Origin of the sequence: uncultured Chitinophaga sp. (assembly GCF_902168175.1) — a bacterium.
In the GTDB taxonomy this organism is placed as follows: domain Bacteria; phylum Bacteroidota; class Bacteroidia; order Chitinophagales; family Chitinophagaceae; genus Chitinophaga.
On record NZ_CABHOU010000074.1, the window covers coordinates 26,386 to 45,088 of the forward strand.

Below are 18,703 nucleotides of genomic sequence, written 5' to 3' on the forward strand. Positions count from 1 at the left end.
TATGGACCCCCTGGCCTATGACGTTTCATCGTCATAGGCCCTTTTTTATCCCCAAACCATCCTGTACCATCCTGTATACGGATACTATATGAAAATAATTTTCCTAAGTTTATGTTGTAAAAGCCTCCTTTCACTTTGTCGGATTCACGTTATACAGACCAATTGCTGCTCGCGCAAATGGCAACCGGGAGCGAACCTGCTTTCTGCCGGCTGTTTGATATCTATTGGAACAAAGTGTACGCCACCGCCCTTTTGCTCACCAAATCGCCCGTAATGGCCCAGGATATAGCGCAGGAAGTATTCCTGCAGTTATGGCAGCGTCGTGAACAGGCGATGGATATAGAGAAGCTGGAGGGTTTCCTGTTTATCAGCGCCCGTAATTTGGTTTTTAAGAAGATGAGCCGCCTGAAACTGGAAGATGCCTATCAGCAATACCTTTCCGGGCAACCCGTAAATGCCGCTCAGCATGCGGGTGAGGTAACGGAGTTTAAAGAATTGCATTCCATCGTGGAGGCAGGTATTTGTAAACTCCCCCCGCAACAGCAAAAGGCCTTTCGTTTAAGCCGCGAAGGCGGTTTAAGTCATGAGGAAATAAGCCTGCAAATGGGCGTAAGCCGCGGGGCGGTAAAGGATTATATCGTTCGTTCTATTTCTTTCCTGCGTAAATACCTCAGTGAACATGCGCTGGTATTCGTTTTTACTGCCCTTTCTTTCCTGCTCAAAAAATATTTTTAGCAAGACACTTCCTGTTTCCTTTTTCACGGGTCTTTATGATAGAGGCCACCTTGCCTGGTTATTATGAAAGAAGCTGAATTTCTCAAACTTATGCAAAAATACGTAGCGGATGAACTTACGGAAACGGAGTTCAGCCAGCTGTGGAATGCCTTGCGGCAGCCCGGCCACCGGGAAGCCTGGACGGTCTTCATGCACCAGGTTTGGGAACAGCAGGGCGCCGGTATGCAGGGTGAGGACCTTAAAAAGGAGTCGCTGGCCAATGTGATGAAAGTACTGCACGAGGGCAAGCGCCGTGGAATGATCAAAAAGCTTTCCTGGTGGGCTGCCGCAGCCTGTATGATCGGCCTTTCGGCAGGTGCCTTCCTGTTTAATGCAAAAAAAAACACACCAGCAGTGGAACTGGCGCAGGCCGTTACGCCCAAAACGCCCATTCGTCCAGGCGGTAACCATGCCATGCTTACGCTGGCCGATGGTAGTGTAATTGAACTGGATAGCGCCGCTAACGGTGTACTGGGCCAGCAGGGTAATGCCAAAGTAGTGAAACTCGCCAACGGGAAACTGGCCTATGATCATAACGGGCAGCGCGGAGGTGAGGTAGTATATAATACCATGCGTACGCCCCGCGGCGGGCAATACCAGGTTACATTGCCGGACGGTTCGAAAGTCTGGCTCAACGCCGCATCTTCCATTACCTATCCCACTGCCTTTACAGGAAAAGAAAGAAGGGTGAAGATCACCGGCGAAGTATATTTTGAAGTGAATTCCCTCAACGCGCAAAGCCCTTTTTACGTAAACATTATGAGCGAAGAAGGGAAGCAGAAGGATGAACTGGTGGTGTTAGGAACGAGTTTCAACGTAAACGCGTACGATAACGAAGACGTAGTAAAAACCTCCCTGCTCGAAGGTAAAGTGCTGATATTGCGGCAGGAGCAAAAAATACCCATTACAGTAGGTTACCAGGCCCGGATGGGCGAAATCATAGAAATGGAACGGGCCGATATGGAAGAAGTGACGGCCTGGAAAGACGGCTACTTCAAATTTAGCCAGGCCAACATAGGATTGGTGATGCGGCAGGCAGAGCGCTGGTACGATATAGAGACCGATTTCCCGCGTGGTATTCCGTCAGATGCCTTTAGCGGTACCCTGCCGCGGCATGTAAGTCTTGAGCAGTTTTTGCAGATATTAGTGTATAGTGATATAAACGCAGTAATAAAAGACCGGAGAGTTATTGTAAACAGCAAGTAACATCAATCAGAATCAACGTTTGAAGGCCGGTAACTTGCGCCGGAGAACTGATACAGGTTAAATTTTTTTCGCAAACGGGCTTAAACAAAAAGGCCGGAAGTACGGGGGTACTGCCGGCTGTAGTCTGAGCGTCCGTTTTTCAGCTATCGACAACTGTAGAACAGGGTAAAACCCAAACAAACCACTAAGTTATGAAATTTAAATTCAGCAATTCCACTCCTGAACGGGGCCGCGGCAGCGTGCTGCTATCACAACTGCGGCCATCCGGAAAAATGATCTTGATTATGAAGCTCACTACTATTTTGCTTCTTGTTGCATTATTACAGGTAAAAGCCGAAGGCTTTAGCCAGCAGGTAACGTTACATGTAAAAAACGGCTCGCTGGACAAAGTATTTGCGCAGTTGGGAAAGCAAACCGGTTATCATTTCTTTTTTAATGAAAGGCTGGTTAAAAATGCCCGCAAAGTATCCCTGCACCTCAACGAGGTTAGCTTCCAGGAAGCATTAGACGCCTGCTTCAGCGGGCAACCCTTCAATTATGTAATTGTAGATAAAACGGTGGTGGTACGTAAAAAGGACGAACCATTACCCGCTATCAGAACAGTAGCCGCAGCACCACTGCTGATATTGATAAAAGGAAAAGTCACCAATGAAAAGGGTGAGCCTTTACCAGGTGCCAGTATTAGATTGAAAAATAGTACCAAAGGCGCTACCTCCGATGCTAAAGGGGAGTTTAACTTCACTGTACCGGATAATACGGAAGTGGTGCTGGAAGTAACGATGTTGGGCTACAAAACGCAGCAAGTTACGCCTTCGGATGTCGCCAATGTAACCATCCTGCTAGTGGAAGAAGCCACTACGCTCGATAACCTCGTGGTTATTGGTTATGGTACTACAAAGCGCCAGGACTTCACAGGTTCTGTGAGTTCTGTGAAAATGGAGAATTCGCCACTGGCTTCCCTTCCTAACCAGAACGCGCTGGAAGCGCTTAAGGGCAACGTGTCGGGCTTAAGCATCGGTGCCAGTAACTCTGCCGGCGGCCAGCCTTCTATGCTCATTCGTGGCCAGAACTCTATCAGCGGTAACAACGATCCGCTGATCGTGCTGGACGGGGTGGTGTTCCTGGGTAGTATCGGCGATATTAACCCGAACGACATCGCCAGCTTCGACGTATTAAAAGATGCTACGTCCGCCGCGGCTTACGGCTCACGCTCTGCCAACGGGGTAATTGCCATCACCACTAAAAAAGGACGTATCGGTAAACCTGTTATCTCTTTTAATACTTCTACAGGTTTACAAAGCTGGCAAAACAAACCGGTGATGATGAAAGGGGAGGAGTGGCTGGAAGTAGTGAATGCCAGGAACAAGTATACACCGGGTTCTACGAACTGGATGAAGCCCGGGGAAATTGCGAATATGAACGCCGGGAAAGAAACGGTTTGGCTGGACGAGGTAACCCGCACGGGTGTTATCCAAAGTTACCAGGCGGCCATCTCTGGTGCTACACCACAAACGAACTACTACCTGTCTTCTTCTTTCGATCAGAATAAAGGTATTGTGAAGGGGGATGATTTTAAAAGGATCTCTATTCTCGCCAAACTGAACATGAACGTAACATCATGGCTGGAAATTGGTGCGGATGGTAGCTACACGAAACGCGATTATTCTGGTTTTGCCGCCAACGTGGGCGAAGCGCAAACCATGAGCCCTTACGGCGTGATGTACCGCGACAGCCTCGGGCACCTTGAGAAGTATCCTTACACGCAGTCGGCTATTAACCCGCTTTGGGGTGTGCAGGATGGTACGCGGGATAACATGGACATTGGTAATAACTTCCGCCTGAATGCGCACGCTGTGGTAAGGGTACCATGGATAGAGGGGCTGAGCTACAGGGCTAACTACATGCTGAACCTTGATAAAGATAAATCGGGCAACTTTACGAATGAAAGCTACTACATTGCTGAAGGTGAAGGCATAGCGCGTTATGCACCTGCTACGGTACAGGGTTTCCTGTCGCGCGCCAACGGCAACATCGATAACAGCAGCAACTACAGTTATGTGATCGATAACATTCTGAACTATAAACGCAGCTTTGGTAAACATGGTGTGGATGTAACGGCGGTAGCTACACGTGATTACCTGAAGTTTGAGTCGGAAAACTCTACGGGTAGCGACTACCAGGCGAACGGTAATACGGCTTTGGGTATGTATGGCTTACAGAAAGCTACTGTGCAGCGCGTAACGGTAAACATCAGCGAAAGAGCGAATATTGGTTATCTCGGTCGCTTAAGCTACTCTTATAACAACCGTTACTTCTTCACTGGTTCTTATCGCCGCGACGGTGCCTCTGTATTTGGCGCCAATAACAAATGGGCCGACTTCGCCGCCGCCGGTATGGCCTGGCGTATCACCGAAGAGGCGTTCATGAAAAAGGTGCCGTATCTCAATAACATGAAACTTAAATTCTCATGGGGACAAAACGGTAACCAGGGTATTGGCCCCTACGGTACACTGTCTACCATTGCCAACGGTGCCTCCGGTGGTGTACGTTACGAATTTTCGAACACGGCGAGCCAGATCTTTTACGGCCTCTTCCAGGACGCACTGGGCAACTCTGACCTGGGCTGGGAAACCACCGAATCATGGAACACCGGCTTCGAGTCTTCCTGGTTAAATGACCGTATTTCACTCGACCTGGATATTTATCAGTCAAAAACCACCGACCAGATATTTACCCGTAACATCCCCGTGATGACTGGTTTTAAAACAGTGAGAACATCGATGGGGCAGGTAGATAACAAGGGCCTTGAAATTACGCTGCGTACCGTGAACATTAAACAGGCAGATTGGGGATGGAATACTTCTTTTACTTTCTGGAAGAACCGCAACAAGCTGGTGAAATTATATGGAGAGGATAAAAACAATGATGGTAAAGAAGACGATGATATTTCCGGCGGCCTGTTTATCGGGCATTCACTGGGTGCTATTTATGGGTACGAGCAAATAGGTATCGTGCAGGAGTCAGATACTGCCTATATGCGTAAAACAGGCGCTGCTGCGGGTGCGCCTATGTACCGCGACCTTGATAAAGTAGATGGTATCAGCGCAGCCGACCGTAAGATACTGGGATATGCGCCCGATAACTTCCGCTTAAGCATGAGCAATATGTTTAATTATAAACAATTCGATCTGTATGTAATGGTGTCGGGCAACTTTGGTGGTAATGGTTACTACCAGAGAAGCAATGCGGCTGCCTATCTTACATCTGGTACGGGTCGTTTTAACGATAACATGACCTCTAAACCTTACTGGACGCCTGAGAACAAGAGTAACGTGTACCCGTCTGCCTTCTTTAGCGGTGATGGCCGTTTCCTTGGATTACAGTCGCGCGCTTTTGTAAGAGTGCAGGATGTTACCGTATCGTACCGCCTGAAACAAGAACTGTTAAGGACCTTACATGTTAATTCGGCTAAGTTTTACTTCAGTGCCAAGAACCTGGCCACCTTTACCGACTGGTTCGGCGGTGATCCTGAAACAGGTACACCGGTTAGGGAAAATACCTTCCCTGTTCCATCTACCTATTCTTTTGGTGCCAACATCAGTTTCTAACTATTATTCAAATTGCTCAATATGAAAAAGTCAATATATCAGCTGAAATGGGCGTTGCTGCTGTCGCTGGCAACAGTGCAGGGTTGTAAGTCGGATAGTGAGTTCCTGCAGGAGAGGCCCGCTACCTTTTACACGGTGGATAATGCTTTCACCACATCGAGCCAGGTAGACCAGGTGCTGGTATCTATCTACTCTCAACTCCGCGATTTGTGGGCTAACCCGGCCGAGGAAGGGTGGATCATCGTGTTGCGTGGTAATGGTACCGATATGTTCGATATCCCCAGTATCCGTAAATCCAGCTCTTTTAATAACTATGGTAACATCAACGCCGAAAACGGAACGTTCTATAATGTATACAGCACCTGGTACCAGATGATATCCAAGGCCAATATGGCTTTGTATGCGGCAGAACTGCCGAACATCACCTGGGCCACACCTGCTGATAAATCGTATACCATTGCGCAGGCGCGTTTCTTCCGTGCCTTTGCTTACCGTAACCTGGGCGAGTTGTTCGGTGGTGTGCCGTTGGTAACGGAAATATCCAAGGCGCCGCGTTATGATTTTAAACGCGCTACCCGCGCAGAAACGTACCAGTTTGCGATAGACGAACTGCTCGCCATCGAAAATGATTTGCCTGTGACTACTACAAGGGGCGGCAGGGTAGTGCAGGGTGCTGCACAGCATAACCTGGCAGAACTGTACCTGGCTTTAGGTACGCAGTTAAAGGCGGATGGGAAAACAGCGGAAGCACAAACTGCATTTACCAATGCTATCACCTATGCCAGCAAAGTAATAGACGGCGGCACCTATAACCTGATGAATGCCCGCTACGGCAGCCGCAGAACGGAAGCGCAGGGCAACGTGTACTGGGACCTCTTCCAGGAAAACAACGTGAACTACCAGGATGGTAATAAAGAATGCGTATGGGCTATACAAATAGATTATGCCGCTTACAGGGCCGAAGACGGTAAATCTAAATTGCCGTACTCCCGCATATACAGCCCTGTATTTCGCGATGGTGCCAAGGATCACCTGACAGGTACGAACGTAGATGTTGGCGGTCGTGGTATTTCGCTGATGATGCCTACCATGTACACCCGCGACGATATTTACGCCGGTGTTTGGGCAAACGATATGCGTAACACCGATATCGTATTCCGCCGCATCTTTAACGGCAACGTAGCCACATCACCTTACTTTAATAAACCCATTCCCTGGACTGTTTTATACAACGGCAGTGCGGATGCTACTACCAATACCAACAACCGTAGCCTTTGTTACCCGGTGTCCTGCAAAATAGCTACCGATAAATACACTGGCCTGGCCGATGGTGAAAACATGAGTAACCTGTTCCGTGATGACTATTTCATCCGCTTATCAGAAACGATACTACTGCGGGCCGAAGCCAAGCAACGCGCCGGTAATAAACATGGCGCTGCAGACGACATCAACCTGCTGCGCACCCGCGCTCAGTGTACTTACCAGGTAACCGCCGCCGATGTAGACGATAACTTTAACCTGATACTGGACGAACGTGCGCGCGAACTGGTATACGAAGAATGTCGCTGGAATACCCTGTTACGTATGGGCGGCACCGTAGCCGTAGATCGCATCCGTAAATACGCTTACTGGCCCGAAGCTCAGGCTACACTTACGTTTAACTACAACCTGTGGCCTATACCACAGATCATTATCGATACAAATAAAGACGAACCACTGGACCAGAACGATGGTTGGAAACGCTAAATATCTAAAGCCGGGGTGACTACCGCCCCGGCTTTTTAACTATATTGTCAACATGCTCAGGAAACTTATTTACTCTGCTCTATTGCTCTCTGCCAGTATTGCTGCAAAAGCCCAGTTACAGCAACCCGAAGGACTGATGTGCGATCTGATAGCCTATACCGATCACCAGTCGCTGCATGGCTACCTCGTACAGCCAACCTGGACGAAAGAAGCTTTTCTGTCTACCCAGTCGGTACGCATTAAGAACCGCCGGCCTGCATTCAGCTGGGCATTAAATGGCGCAGGCGTTAAGTTGCAGCAACAGGCCTACCAGGTACTCGTATCTGCGAATGCCGACAGTTTAAAAAAGGATATCGGTGAGATGTGGGACTCGAAGAAAATCGGCGCAGCACGTTCGAACGCAGTAGTGTACGAAGGCAAACCCCTCCGCCCAAACACGCTCTATTACTGGAAGGTGAGAGTGGTCACGGATACTTTGTTCAGCCCCTTTTCTGCGCCCGCCGTGTTTTTTACAGATAGTGTGCTTACCGATTATGCCACCGCGCAATACCCTTTGCAGAAAACAGATCAGTTCCCGCAACAGTTAAAAGTAACGGATACCTTGTTGCTGGCCGACTTTGGTAAAGCGGCTTTCGGACAATTGAAGCTGCGTTTAACGGGCACTGGTGCGAGCGATACTGTAGATGTACATCTGGGCGAGGCGATGTTGCCTAACGGCACCGTTAACCGCGCACCTGGTGGTACCATACGTTACCAGTTGTACCGCATTCCCCTGCGTGCAGGCACACATACGTACCAGGTAAGGATAAGGCCGGATGCGCGTAATACGGGCAGGCAGGCGATTAAAATGCCTGCTTACATTGGCGAGGTATTGCCTTTCCGGTATTGCGAAATAAGAAACTATAAAGAAAAATTACCAGCTACAGATATCGTAAGAGCTTCGGTTAATTATCCTTTTGATGATAATGCTGCTTCGTTTACCAGTTCCGATAGTATTCTTAACCAGGTTTGGGAGATGAGCAAATACAGTATGAAGGCCACTTCGTTCGCAGGCATCTTTGTGGATGGCGACCGGGAGCGCATTCCATACGAAGCGGATGCCTACATTAACCAACTGGGCTATTACACCACCGCCCGCGAATACACTATTGCCCGTGCCTCGCACGAATACCTGCTGCACCACGCCACCTGGCCCACAGAGTGGATATTGCAGTCGGTACTAATGGCGTACAATGATTTTTTGTATACAGGCGACAGCCGCTCGGCCCGCCACTACTACAACGACCTGAAAGCGAAGTTGCTAATGAAGCTGGAAATGCCAAATGGTCTTATCAGTACCCGCACTGGCAAACAGGATTCTGTATTGATGAAAGAGATCCACTTTAATGGGGGCAACTTAAGAGACATTGTGGACTGGCCGCATACTGGCATTTTAGGTTTGGCTGCCAACCAGGGTGGTGAAACCGACGGGTTTGGATTTAAGGATTACAATGCGGTGGTAAATGCTTATTACTACAAGGCCCTGCGCGATATGCAGCATATAGCAGGGGTGCTGGGTAAACAGGAGGATTTGCAGCTGTTGAAAAAGAAAGCAGACGGCGTGCGGGAGAGTTACCGCAAACACTTCTGGGATAAAAAACGCAAAGTATTTGTGGATGGCATCGATACTGTACATGCCTCATTACATACGAACATGTTTGCGCTGGCCTTTGGCCTCGTGGAAGATAAATACAAAAGCGATGTGGCCGCGTTCATCCGTTCGCGCGGTATGGCGTGCAGTGTATATGGCAGCCAGTTTTTAATGGATGCGGTGTATGATGGTGATGATGAAACATATGGACTGGAGTTGTTACGCTCCACCGCCGACCGTAGCTGGTACAATATGATCCGCGAGGGGAGTACCATTGCCATGGAGGCCTGGGGTAACAAGTACAAACCGAACCAGGACTGGAACCATGCCTGGGGCGCAGTGCCGGCCAATATCATTCCGCGGAAATTAATGGGCATAGAACCACTCACACCGGGCTGGGATACTTACCGCATTAAACCACAACCGGGTGAACTTACATATGCCTCGATCATCGTACCAACTATTAAAGGCAGTATTGGTGCGGTATACGAGAAAAAAGACGATGGTTTGCTGATGCAGTTGCAATTACCCGCCAACGCAACGGCACAGGTAGTACTACCTGCCCGTTACACCAAAAAGAAGTTTAAGGTGCTGATGGGCAACGAAGAAGTAAAACCCGTATTAAAAGAAGGAAGTTATACCATTACCCTGGCAGGCGGCGGCGCCGTTAAGCTGTGGGTGGGTCCACGTTAATCTATTGATGTATGTTGATAAGAAAAGTATTGCTGGCAACGGCATTCGTGAGCCTGTGTCATGCTGTTTCGTATGGGCAGCAGCGCGGTGATTACAGAACCACGCCTGCTGCTGCCATGGAAGCAGGTTTCATCAATCCGCCTGACGAAGCAAAACCGCGTGTATTCTGGTGGTGGCTCGAAGGTTACCAGACGAAGAAGGGCATCCGCAACGATCTCATAGCCATGAAGACCGCAGGTATTCAGGGTGCTATTTTATTCGATGCCGGCTCTTCTTCCTACCAGAACATGGAGAAAACCAAAAGCGGCCCTGTATTCCTGGGGCCGGAATGGAAAGCCTTGTTCCATTACGCCTGCGATGTAGCCGATAGCCTGGATATGGAACTGAGCCTGAACATAGGCAGTGGCTGGAACGATGGCGGGCCATGGGTGACGCCTGATCTTGCCTCTAAAAAACTGGTATGGAGTGATACGTTGTTACAGGGCCCTCGTAGCCTGGACATGCAGCTACCTATGCCCGCAAAGCTGTATCCCGGTTACTACAAACCCATCGTAGTGCTGGCGGTAAAGCTGCATGAGAACTACGATAGCGTTAAACCACTGGAGAACCTCGATATTAAAGCGGTACACAGTATTTACAGCATCCCTTTTACGAAAACGGGTCTTGGGTACGACTGGAACCTGTTCATGAAACCGGAAGCCTCCCCTGCACACCAGGCACATGCCGATTTAAAAGATATCATTGACATCAGTGATAAGGTAGATGCCAATGGCCGCGTGAAATGGACAGTGCCAAAAGGTAAGTACCTGCTGATGCGTTTCGGGTATACCGGTACCGGCATACATGTGTCTACGCACAGCCCCGGTGGCGGCGGACTGGCCATCGATTATATGAGTACGGAGGCCATGGACGTGCAGTACGACAAAGTAGTACGCGCTGTTACCGGCGGGCATAAAAGCAAAAGCCTCAAATACCTGCACGACGATAGCTGGGAACTGGGCGCGAGTAACTGGACGCCTACATTTGAGGCGGAGTTCAAAACCGCCAACGGTTACGATATCCGCAAATACCTGCCCGTACTCACCGGCCGTATTATCGACAACCGCGACGTATCCAACAATTTCCTGTACGACTTCCGCCGCACGATCGCTGACCTTATCTATAAAAACCATTATCAGCGTTTTGCCGGACTGGCAGCGGCAGAAGGCATGGGCATTCACTCAGAAAGTGGTGGCCCGCACCCTGCACCGATAGACGCCCTGAAGAACCTTGGCCTGAACGCTATTCCAATGGGCGAATTCTGGATAAGGGCCACTACGCATCGTGTAGAGCCTCACCGGAGGTTGTATGTAAAACAGCCCGCATCTGCAGCACATATATATGGTAAACAGTTTGCGCAGGCCGAAGGGCCTACCAGTATAGGCCCGCATTGGGAGGAAGATTTTGCTTACATGAAACCTACGCTCGACCGGGTGTATTGCGAAGGTCTGAACCGCCTGGTGATCCACACCTTTACGCATTCGCCCGAAGAAGCGGGTAAACCCGGTAATGAATACTTTGCAGGCACCCACTTCAACCCAAACGTTACCTGGTGGAAACAGGCACCAGCCTTCCTGCAATGGAATTCGCGTATCTCTTACCTGTTGTCGCGCGGGTTGTTTGTAGGCGATGTGTGTTTTTATTATGGTGATAATGTGCCTAACCAGGTGCCGCTGAAACATATAGAACCGGGGCTGGGTGAGGGATACGATTACGATGTATGCAATACCGATGTGATATTGAACCGTATGACGGTGAAAGATGGAAAGATTGTATTGCCCGATGGTATGCACTACGAAGTATTATCACTGCCCGACTGGAAAGTAATAACACCGGAAGTGCTGGTGAAACTGGAGCAACTGGTGCGGGACGGCGCTACGATTGTGGGGCCTAAGCCTTTAGCGGCGGCTGGTCTTCGAAATAAAGGAAAAGAAATAAAAGAGATAGCAGATAAGATGTGGGGAGGCGATGGACGATATGGGAAAGGTTTAGTAGTGAAGGATAAAACCCTGCGCGAAGTGTTGCTGCAGAAAGGCGTGCAACCCGACTTTACCTACGAAAGCCGTAAACCCCATGCCCTCATAGATTACATCCATCGCAGCACGCCCGAGGCAGATATCTATTACATCGTAAATCGCAACGAACGGCCAGAGTATATTCAAACTTCATTCAGGATAGAAAATAAAGTACCTGAACTCTGGAACCCTGATAAAGGCACGATCATCCCGCAACAGTTGTATAATACCGAGGGTGGTCGTATACAAATGCCCTTGTTCCTCGACCCTTTCGGATCGACTTTCGTGGTGTTCAGGAAGCCTGGCGAATCGCATAGTGCCAGTCTGGAAAAGAATGGTCAATCTCTATTCCCTGGTTTGCCTGCGGATACTTTTAATACGGCCCCTTTTATTACGACCACAGCGGGAGAACTGGTGTATACAGGCAACGCTACATACAATAAATCAATAAACGGAAGGAAAGTTAGCGGCAGGAATGTAGTGTATACTCAACCGGTAAACGGTCCCTGGAAACTACAGTTCTCTCCCGAATGGGGCGGCCCTGCAAACATCGCCTTCGATTCACTGATCTCCTGGACGGACCACCGCGATAGTGGAATTAAATATTATTCAGGCGATGTGGCGTACCGAAAAAGCTTCCGCGTTACCAAAGAACAGTTGCGGAACAAACACGTATTCCTCGACCTGGGCGAAGTGCATAACCTGGCAGAGGTGACTATCAACGGCAGGCATACCGGCGTTTGGTGGACGCATCCTTTTACTAATGATGTTTCTGACTTTGTAAAAGAAGGCCTGAATGAACTGGAGATAAAGGTAGTGAACCTTTGGCCCAACCGTGTTATCGGCGACCAGTTACTGCCGGCGAACAAACGTTTCACCAAAACGAACGTAAAGAAGTTTAAAGCAGATTATCCCCTACGTAAGTCGGGGCTGTTAGGGCCGGTGGTGCTTAATTTTTACAGGTAGCTAATTATTGTTCGTGGATAGGCGCTGCTCTTCATTGCAAGGGCGGCGCTTTTTTTGGAAAACTATTCTTACTTCACCTTATCGGCCAGCGTACAGCGTACTTTCCTGAAAGATGAAGCCTCAGTTAAACTAGCCGTCATCTGCCAACTCCTGTCCCGCAAATGGGACCGGTACACGACCTGTAATATGCTCATTTGTTTGATGGACGAATTATTCTTCATCCGCCATTTGCAGGCCGGTGTATACAACGCCGCGATAGCAGAAGCTGCATATTGCCCAATGTTGTTACAGCGGCTGAAGAGAGTGACACAACGGCGGCCCCATAGTAGTACCACCGCTGGTCCCTAAATAAAAAAGCTGCGCCTTACGACGCAGCTCTGGAAATATATAGCATTGACTATTACGCTGTAATCGGTTCGCTCTCTTCGATCTTTAACACGCGGCCGGTCCATTCGCGGAGGTTGTCGCATAAAGCGGGGTCCTGCGCGAGTTGTTTGCCGTAGGAGGGGATCATTTCCTTCAGTTTTGCCTGCCATTCGGGGCTTTGCATTTGTTTAGGGAAACATTTGTTCATCAGATCGAGCATGATGGAAACGGATGTAGACGCGCCGGGAGATGCGCCCAGCAGGGCAGCAATGCTACCATCGGCAGCGCTAACCACCTCTGTACCGAATTCGAGGATACCACCTTCTTCTTCATCCTTTTTAATTACCTGTACACGGTAACCGGCAACTTCCAGCTCCCAGTCTTCCAAACGTGCTTCCGGTAAAAAGTCTTTAAGGGCATCGAGGCGGTCGTCCGGTTTCTGACGGACCTGGTCGATCAGGTATTTGGTCAGCGGCATATTACGCGCGCCGGCAAACAGCATGGGACGGATATTAGAGAAACGGATACTTTTGATCAGGTCGAGGAACGAGCCTTTTTTCAGGAATTTAGTGGTGAAGCCGGCGTAGGGGCCGAACAGCAGTTCCTTTTTCCCTTTGATTACGCGCGTATCCAGGTGGGGCACCGACATAGGTGGCGCACCTATAGGCGCTTTACCATATACTTTGGCGTAGTGTCTTTCTACGAGTTCAGGATTTTTACATTTCAGCCACTGGCCGCTCACCGGGAATCCGCCAAAGCCTTTGCTTTCGGGGATCTTAGATTTAAGCAGCAGTGGGAGGGAACCGCCACCTGCACCGATGAATACGAAGCGAGCCTTTACCAGTCGGCGTTTGCCGGTAGCGAGGTCTTTCACCTCCACATACCAGGAACCATCTTTCTGGCGCAGTTGTTTAACGTCATGGTTGAAGAAAAGCGACACTTTTTCGTCTGCCTTCATCCTTTCGAACATGTGGCGGGTGAGCGAACCGAAGTTCACGTCCGTGCCTATTTCCATACGGGTAGCCGCTACTTTCTGGGCAGGATCGCGTCCTTCCATCACGATGGGCATCCATTTGGCGAGCTGTTGCTGGTTTTCGGAGTACATCATGTCACTGAAGAGGTGACATTTGGTGAGTGCTTCGTGGCGTTTTTTGAGGAAAGAAACCCCATCTTCGCCCCATACGAAACTCATGTGCGGTGTACGGCGGATGAACGATTCGGGTAAGGAAATGAGTTTGCTTTCGATAAGATGCGCCCAGAACTGTTTAGAAACCTCGAACGACTCCGCGATTTTCACGGCCTTCTTAATTTCCACAGATCCGTCTGGTGCCTGTGGGGTGTAGTTTAACTCGCAAAAAGCAGAGTGGCCCGTGCCTGCATTGTTCCATGCGTCCGAGCTTTCGGCTGCTGCAACGTCCAGCCTTTCAAAAACCTGTAAAGTCAGGCCTGGTTCCAGCTCTTTAAGTATCATGCCTAAAGTTGCACTCATGATACCGGCGCCGATCAATACAACGTCCGCTTCGTCTCTGCCTGCGTTATTATCAATACTCATGATCAATTAAATAAATATTTCTCCAAAATATTGTGCCATGCTTTTTGCCACTCTACAGTATACGCCTTGTTACAGCGTGTCCTGCCCTCGTTTTCTCCCGGTCTGTTAAGCCCGTAATACCTTTCAGTTCAATTTTTCCTTAACGTGTAATCTGCGTGGAACAATTATAAAAAAAGATTGCCCTCATAAACGGCAATCCTCAGTTTAGCGGGAACAGCCTGCCTCCGCCGAAATGGCATTGGAACGGTCCCTATTTGAAGGAATACTATTTGAAAACGGATACATTATAAAGTGCAATATATTTTAATCTATGTGACATTGTCCAGGGATTTTTCAACTATGGTTGGTTACAAAAGCCTTGGAGCCGCAAAATTAACACTCAATGGGGAGTTAACCAATATATTTTAGAATTATTAAGGGTTTTTGACGAATGTTTGAGAATTTTTAACAAATCGCTGGCTGGGGTGAAGGAAATTCAAGGGGTGGGCTTAACGGTTAAGCAGGTGGTACGTAATGGTGGCCTTTATAAAACCATGTGTATCAGGGCAACTATATCATCATCAGGAAAACCTCAGCCCAAAATGGATACGGGTATATTGTATTGCAGGAAGTAGGCCGGCTTCCATCTTAAACAACATGTTTTATTCTGCACTAAATTCTCATCAGAAAAAGGGAGCTTCTGCCGTTTTCGTTGCCTCAACTTCCATTTCCATCGTTACACTCCCTCCATTTCCCCTCTTTTTACCCCAAAAATGATGAACGGCTATCAGAATTGCTGATAACTTTGTATCATTATCAGTCAAATAGAAGGAAGCTTACAACCGTTAAATGCAAATTATGAAGTCCAAACAAGGCCTTATACTGGCCGCGGCAATGGTGACCGCGGTTACATTGTGTTCGTTATCACCCACCCAGCAATCAGAGTGGAAAGCTAAAAACCTGAAGGTGATGTCGAAGCGCTCGACGAAAGCGGAAGTGGATAGTGTGATGAAACAGTTTAATATGGCCCTGGGTGTAAGATGTAACTTTTGCCACACACCAAGCAAAGATGATCCTAAGAAAATGGACTTTGCCAGCGATGAGAACAGGCACAAAGAAATAGCGAGAGATATGATGAAGATGACGGCGAAGATTAAAAAGAAATATTTGGAGGTAACCTGCTATACCTGCCATAACGGTAAAAAAGAACCGCTGCTGGCACCGGAAGCTCGTGACCCACATTAATCATCTAAAAAGCGGGACGGTCCGTGAAAGATATTAAAGAAACAGGTAGCCGGTTACCACCTGTTTCACCTTTTCCAATAAACGCTTTTCGGTGCCACGTACCGGAACCAATGAATACGTAAGTAAAAACTTAACTGATACAATAAAATTGCAATCGAATGAATTATCAAAATTCAAGAAGAGACTTTCTGAAACAAGCCATGCTCGCATCGGCAGCAATGGCAACGCCAGGCTTACTGCTGGCCGCTACTCCACGTCGTCCCCGTAAAATTGGTCCTAATGATAAGGTGAACCTGGCCTGTATAGGTATTGGTAACCGCGGTGGCGAAATCATCCCCGAGTTCTTTAAAACGGGGCTGGCCAACGTAGTAGCACTTTGTGATGTGGATATGGGCGCTCCGCATACGCAGGCGATCATGAAACAATTCCCGAATGTGCCGCGCTTCCAGGATTTCAGGCAACTGTTCGATAAAATGGGTAAGGAGATTGATGCGGTAACGATCGGTGTGCCTGACTTCTCACACTTCCCTATTACGATGATGGCGCTGTCGCTGGGCATTCACGTGTACGTGGAAAAACCAATGGCGCGTACTTTCAGGGAAGTGGAGCTGATGATGAAAGCTGCTGCTAAAAACCCGAAAGTGGTTACGCAGATGGGTAACCAGGGCCACTCGGAAGGTAACTACTTCCAGTTTAAAGCCTGGAAAGAAGCGGGTATTATTAAAGATGTAACGGCTATCACCGCACATATGAACTCTCCACGCCGCTGGCATGGATGGGACCCTAAGATCAAATCATTCCCTGCAGCGGAAACGGCACCGTCTACCCTGGACTGGAATGTTTGGCAAATGCAGACGCAGGGCCACAGTTATAACAAAGACTTCGTAAACGGTCAGTGGCGCTGCTGGTACGACTTCGGTATGGGGGCTTTGGGCGACTGGGGTGCGCACATTCTCGATACGGCGCACGAGTTCCTCGATCTTGGTTTGCCGTACGAAGTAGCTCCGCTGAAACTGGACGGACATAACGACTTCTTCTATCCAATGTCTTCAACCTTATCGTTCAAGTTCCCTGAACGCCGCAACATGCCGGCCGTAGAGGTGAAATGGTACGATGGTGTAGATAACCTGCCGCCAATCCCCGCCGGTTACGGTGTACAGGGCCTCGACCCGAACATTCCACCGCCAAGTAATGGTGCGATCAAACCGGCGAAACTGAATCCGGGTAAGATCATTTATGGCAAAGACCTCACTTTCAAAGGTGGTTCGCACGGCACTACACTGTCGATCATTCCGGAGGAGAAAGCAAAGGAAATGGCATCAAAGCTGCCTCAGGTGCCTAAGAGCCCGTCTAATCACTTTAAAAACTTCCTGCTGGCCTGTAAAGGTGAGGAGAAAACACGTTCACCATTCTCTATTGCAGGCCCGTTAAGCCAGGTGTTCTGCCTGGGCGTACTCGCCCAATGGACTGGCGAAACCATTAAGTTCGACAGGGAGAAAAAGGTGATCACCAATAGTAAAAAAGCGAATGAACTGCTGGTTGGCCCACCGCCACGGAAGGGCTGGGAGCAATATTATAAAGTTTAGTATCTTACAGAAGCCGCATTCATTTGCGGCTTCTTACTTTCGTTTACTGTAAAGCACAAACCACTTGTTTATGAGGTTCCTCGTAATTGTTCCGGTGCTGGCCGCCTGCATGGCCTGCGCATTCTCTAATTCATCGCACACTGCTGCTAAGGCAGATAAGAAATCATCGCCCGGAGCCACACTTAAAACCGGCGCCGACCAAACAGAGAAATACCTGCCTTATCTTAAAGGAAAAAGGGTGGCCATACTCGGCAACCAGACTTCCGTGATCGGTACCACGCACCTGGTAGATAGTCTGAAATCGCTCGGCATCAACATCGTGAAGGTATTTGGACCCGAGCATGGCTTCAGGGGTAACAACAGCGCCGGCGTAGTGGTAAAGGACGAGGTGGACAAAGCCACGGGCATCCCCATCATCTCCTTATACGGCGCTAAAAGAAAGCCCAGCAAAGAAGACCTGGCCAATGTAGACCTCATGATCTACGACGTACAGGATGTGGGCTGCCGCTTCTACACCAACATCAATGCCCTCGCCGAACTAATGGAAGCCTGTGCAGAAAATAATAAGGAGCTGCTGATACTGGACCGCCCGAACCCGAACGCTTATTTCGTAGACGGCCCTGTGATGGACATGAAACTGAAATCGGGGATCGGTCAGTTCCCCATTCCCATTACCCATGGTATGACGATTGCCGAATTTGCGAAGATGATCAATGGCGAACAATGGATCCGTAAACCACTGCAATGCAAACTGAAGATCATACCGGTGGAGAATTATACGCATGACACGTATTACACGCTCCCCGTAAAACCTTCGCCCAACCTGAATACGCAAATTGCGATCATGTTGTACCCGACTACCTGTATTTATGAGGGTACGATCCTTAACCATGGCCGTGGTACCTATTATCCCTTTACAGTGATGGGCGCGCCCAAACTCAAAGGTAAGTATACCTTCTCCTACACCCCCGTAGGCATCAAAGGCATGTCTGAAACACCGCTGTACATGAACCAGGTTTGTTACGGTATGGACCTTCGTAACTACGACGTGAACAAGCTTTTAAAAGAAAAGAAAATAAATATACAGTGGATGAAAGAACTGTATGCGGCTTACCCCGATAAGGCGGAGTTTTTTGATTACACCAAGAGCAAAGAAATTGGAAATATCGACTTCCGTACAGGCGATTCGAAGTTCAGGCAACAGATCATTGATAATGTGCCGGAAGAAGAGATCCGGAAGAGCTGGGAGCCGGCTTTGAGCCAGTATAAGGAGATGAGGAAGAAGTATTTGATTTACG

At 48.8% G+C, this 18,703-nt stretch carries 11 protein-coding genes; 10 read left to right on the top strand and 1 reads right to left on the bottom strand.

Translation table 11 applies throughout. From position 1 onward, the window contains the following. Nucleotides 1-135: 135 nt before the first annotated feature. From QZT80_RS17300 to QZT80_RS17330, 7 genes are all read left to right on the top strand, one after another. On the top strand, nucleotides 136-735 hold the full coding sequence (locus QZT80_RS17300; protein ID WP_295124780.1) for a sigma-70 family RNA polymerase sigma factor: 600 nt from the start codon (nucleotides 136-138) through the stop codon (nucleotides 733-735). A 90-nt stretch (nucleotides 736-825) separates the two neighbouring features. After that, on the top strand, nucleotides 826-1,980 hold the full coding sequence (locus tag QZT80_RS17305; RefSeq protein WP_295124782.1) for a FecR family protein: 1,155 nt from the start codon (nucleotides 826-828) through the stop codon (nucleotides 1,978-1,980). Nucleotides 1,981-2,171: 191 nt separating this feature from the next. Beyond that, a complete protein-coding gene (locus QZT80_RS17310) occupies nucleotides 2,172-5,588 on the top strand; it encodes a TonB-dependent receptor (protein ID WP_295124785.1) in 3,417 nt (1,138 codons plus the stop codon). Between the two features lie 21 nt (nucleotides 5,589-5,609). After that, nucleotides 5,610-7,334, top strand: coding sequence for a RagB/SusD family nutrient uptake outer membrane protein (locus tag QZT80_RS17315; RefSeq protein WP_295124788.1), 1,725 nt, complete (start codon nucleotides 5,610-5,612; stop codon nucleotides 7,332-7,334). 52 nt (nucleotides 7,335-7,386) lie between these two features. After that, nucleotides 7,387-9,657: an alpha-L-rhamnosidase C-terminal domain-containing protein gene (locus tag QZT80_RS17320; protein WP_295124790.1), complete on the top strand. Its 2,271-nt coding sequence runs from the start codon at nucleotides 7,387-7,389 to the stop codon at nucleotides 9,655-9,657. An 11-nt stretch (nucleotides 9,658-9,668) separates the two neighbouring features. After that, a complete protein-coding gene (locus tag QZT80_RS17325; protein ID WP_295124793.1) occupies nucleotides 9,669-12,677 on the top strand; it encodes a glycosyl hydrolase in 3,009 nt (1,002 codons plus the stop codon). Nucleotides 12,678-12,731: 54 nt separating this feature from the next. Continuing rightward, entirely contained in the window at nucleotides 12,732-13,025 is a 294-nt protein-coding gene (locus QZT80_RS17330; protein WP_295124795.1) for a hypothetical protein, read from the top strand. A gap of 52 nt (nucleotides 13,026-13,077) precedes the next feature. On the opposite strand, the gene QZT80_RS17335 is transcribed toward QZT80_RS17330, so the two are convergent. Beyond that, the gene (locus tag QZT80_RS17335; protein ID WP_295124798.1) at nucleotides 13,078-14,595 is read right to left on the bottom strand and encodes a malate:quinone oxidoreductase; all 1,518 of its coding nucleotides are present in this window, start codon (nucleotides 14,593-14,595) and stop codon (nucleotides 13,078-13,080) included. Nucleotides 14,596-15,432: 837 nt separating this feature from the next. Here QZT80_RS17335 and QZT80_RS17340 point away from each other — a divergent pair. From QZT80_RS17340 to QZT80_RS17350, 3 genes are all read left to right on the top strand, one after another. Then, the gene (locus tag QZT80_RS17340; RefSeq protein ID WP_295124800.1) at nucleotides 15,433-15,819 is read left to right on the top strand and encodes a c-type cytochrome; all 387 of its coding nucleotides are present in this window, start codon (nucleotides 15,433-15,435) and stop codon (nucleotides 15,817-15,819) included. Between the two features lie 158 nt (nucleotides 15,820-15,977). Then, nucleotides 15,978-17,405, top strand: coding sequence for a Gfo/Idh/MocA family oxidoreductase (locus tag QZT80_RS17345; protein ID WP_295124802.1), 1,428 nt, complete (start codon nucleotides 15,978-15,980; stop codon nucleotides 17,403-17,405). A gap of 70 nt (nucleotides 17,406-17,475) precedes the next feature. After that, nucleotides 17,476-18,703 (top strand): DUF1343 domain-containing protein (locus tag QZT80_RS17350; protein WP_295124804.1); only part of this gene is annotated, 1,228 nt, incomplete at its 3' end.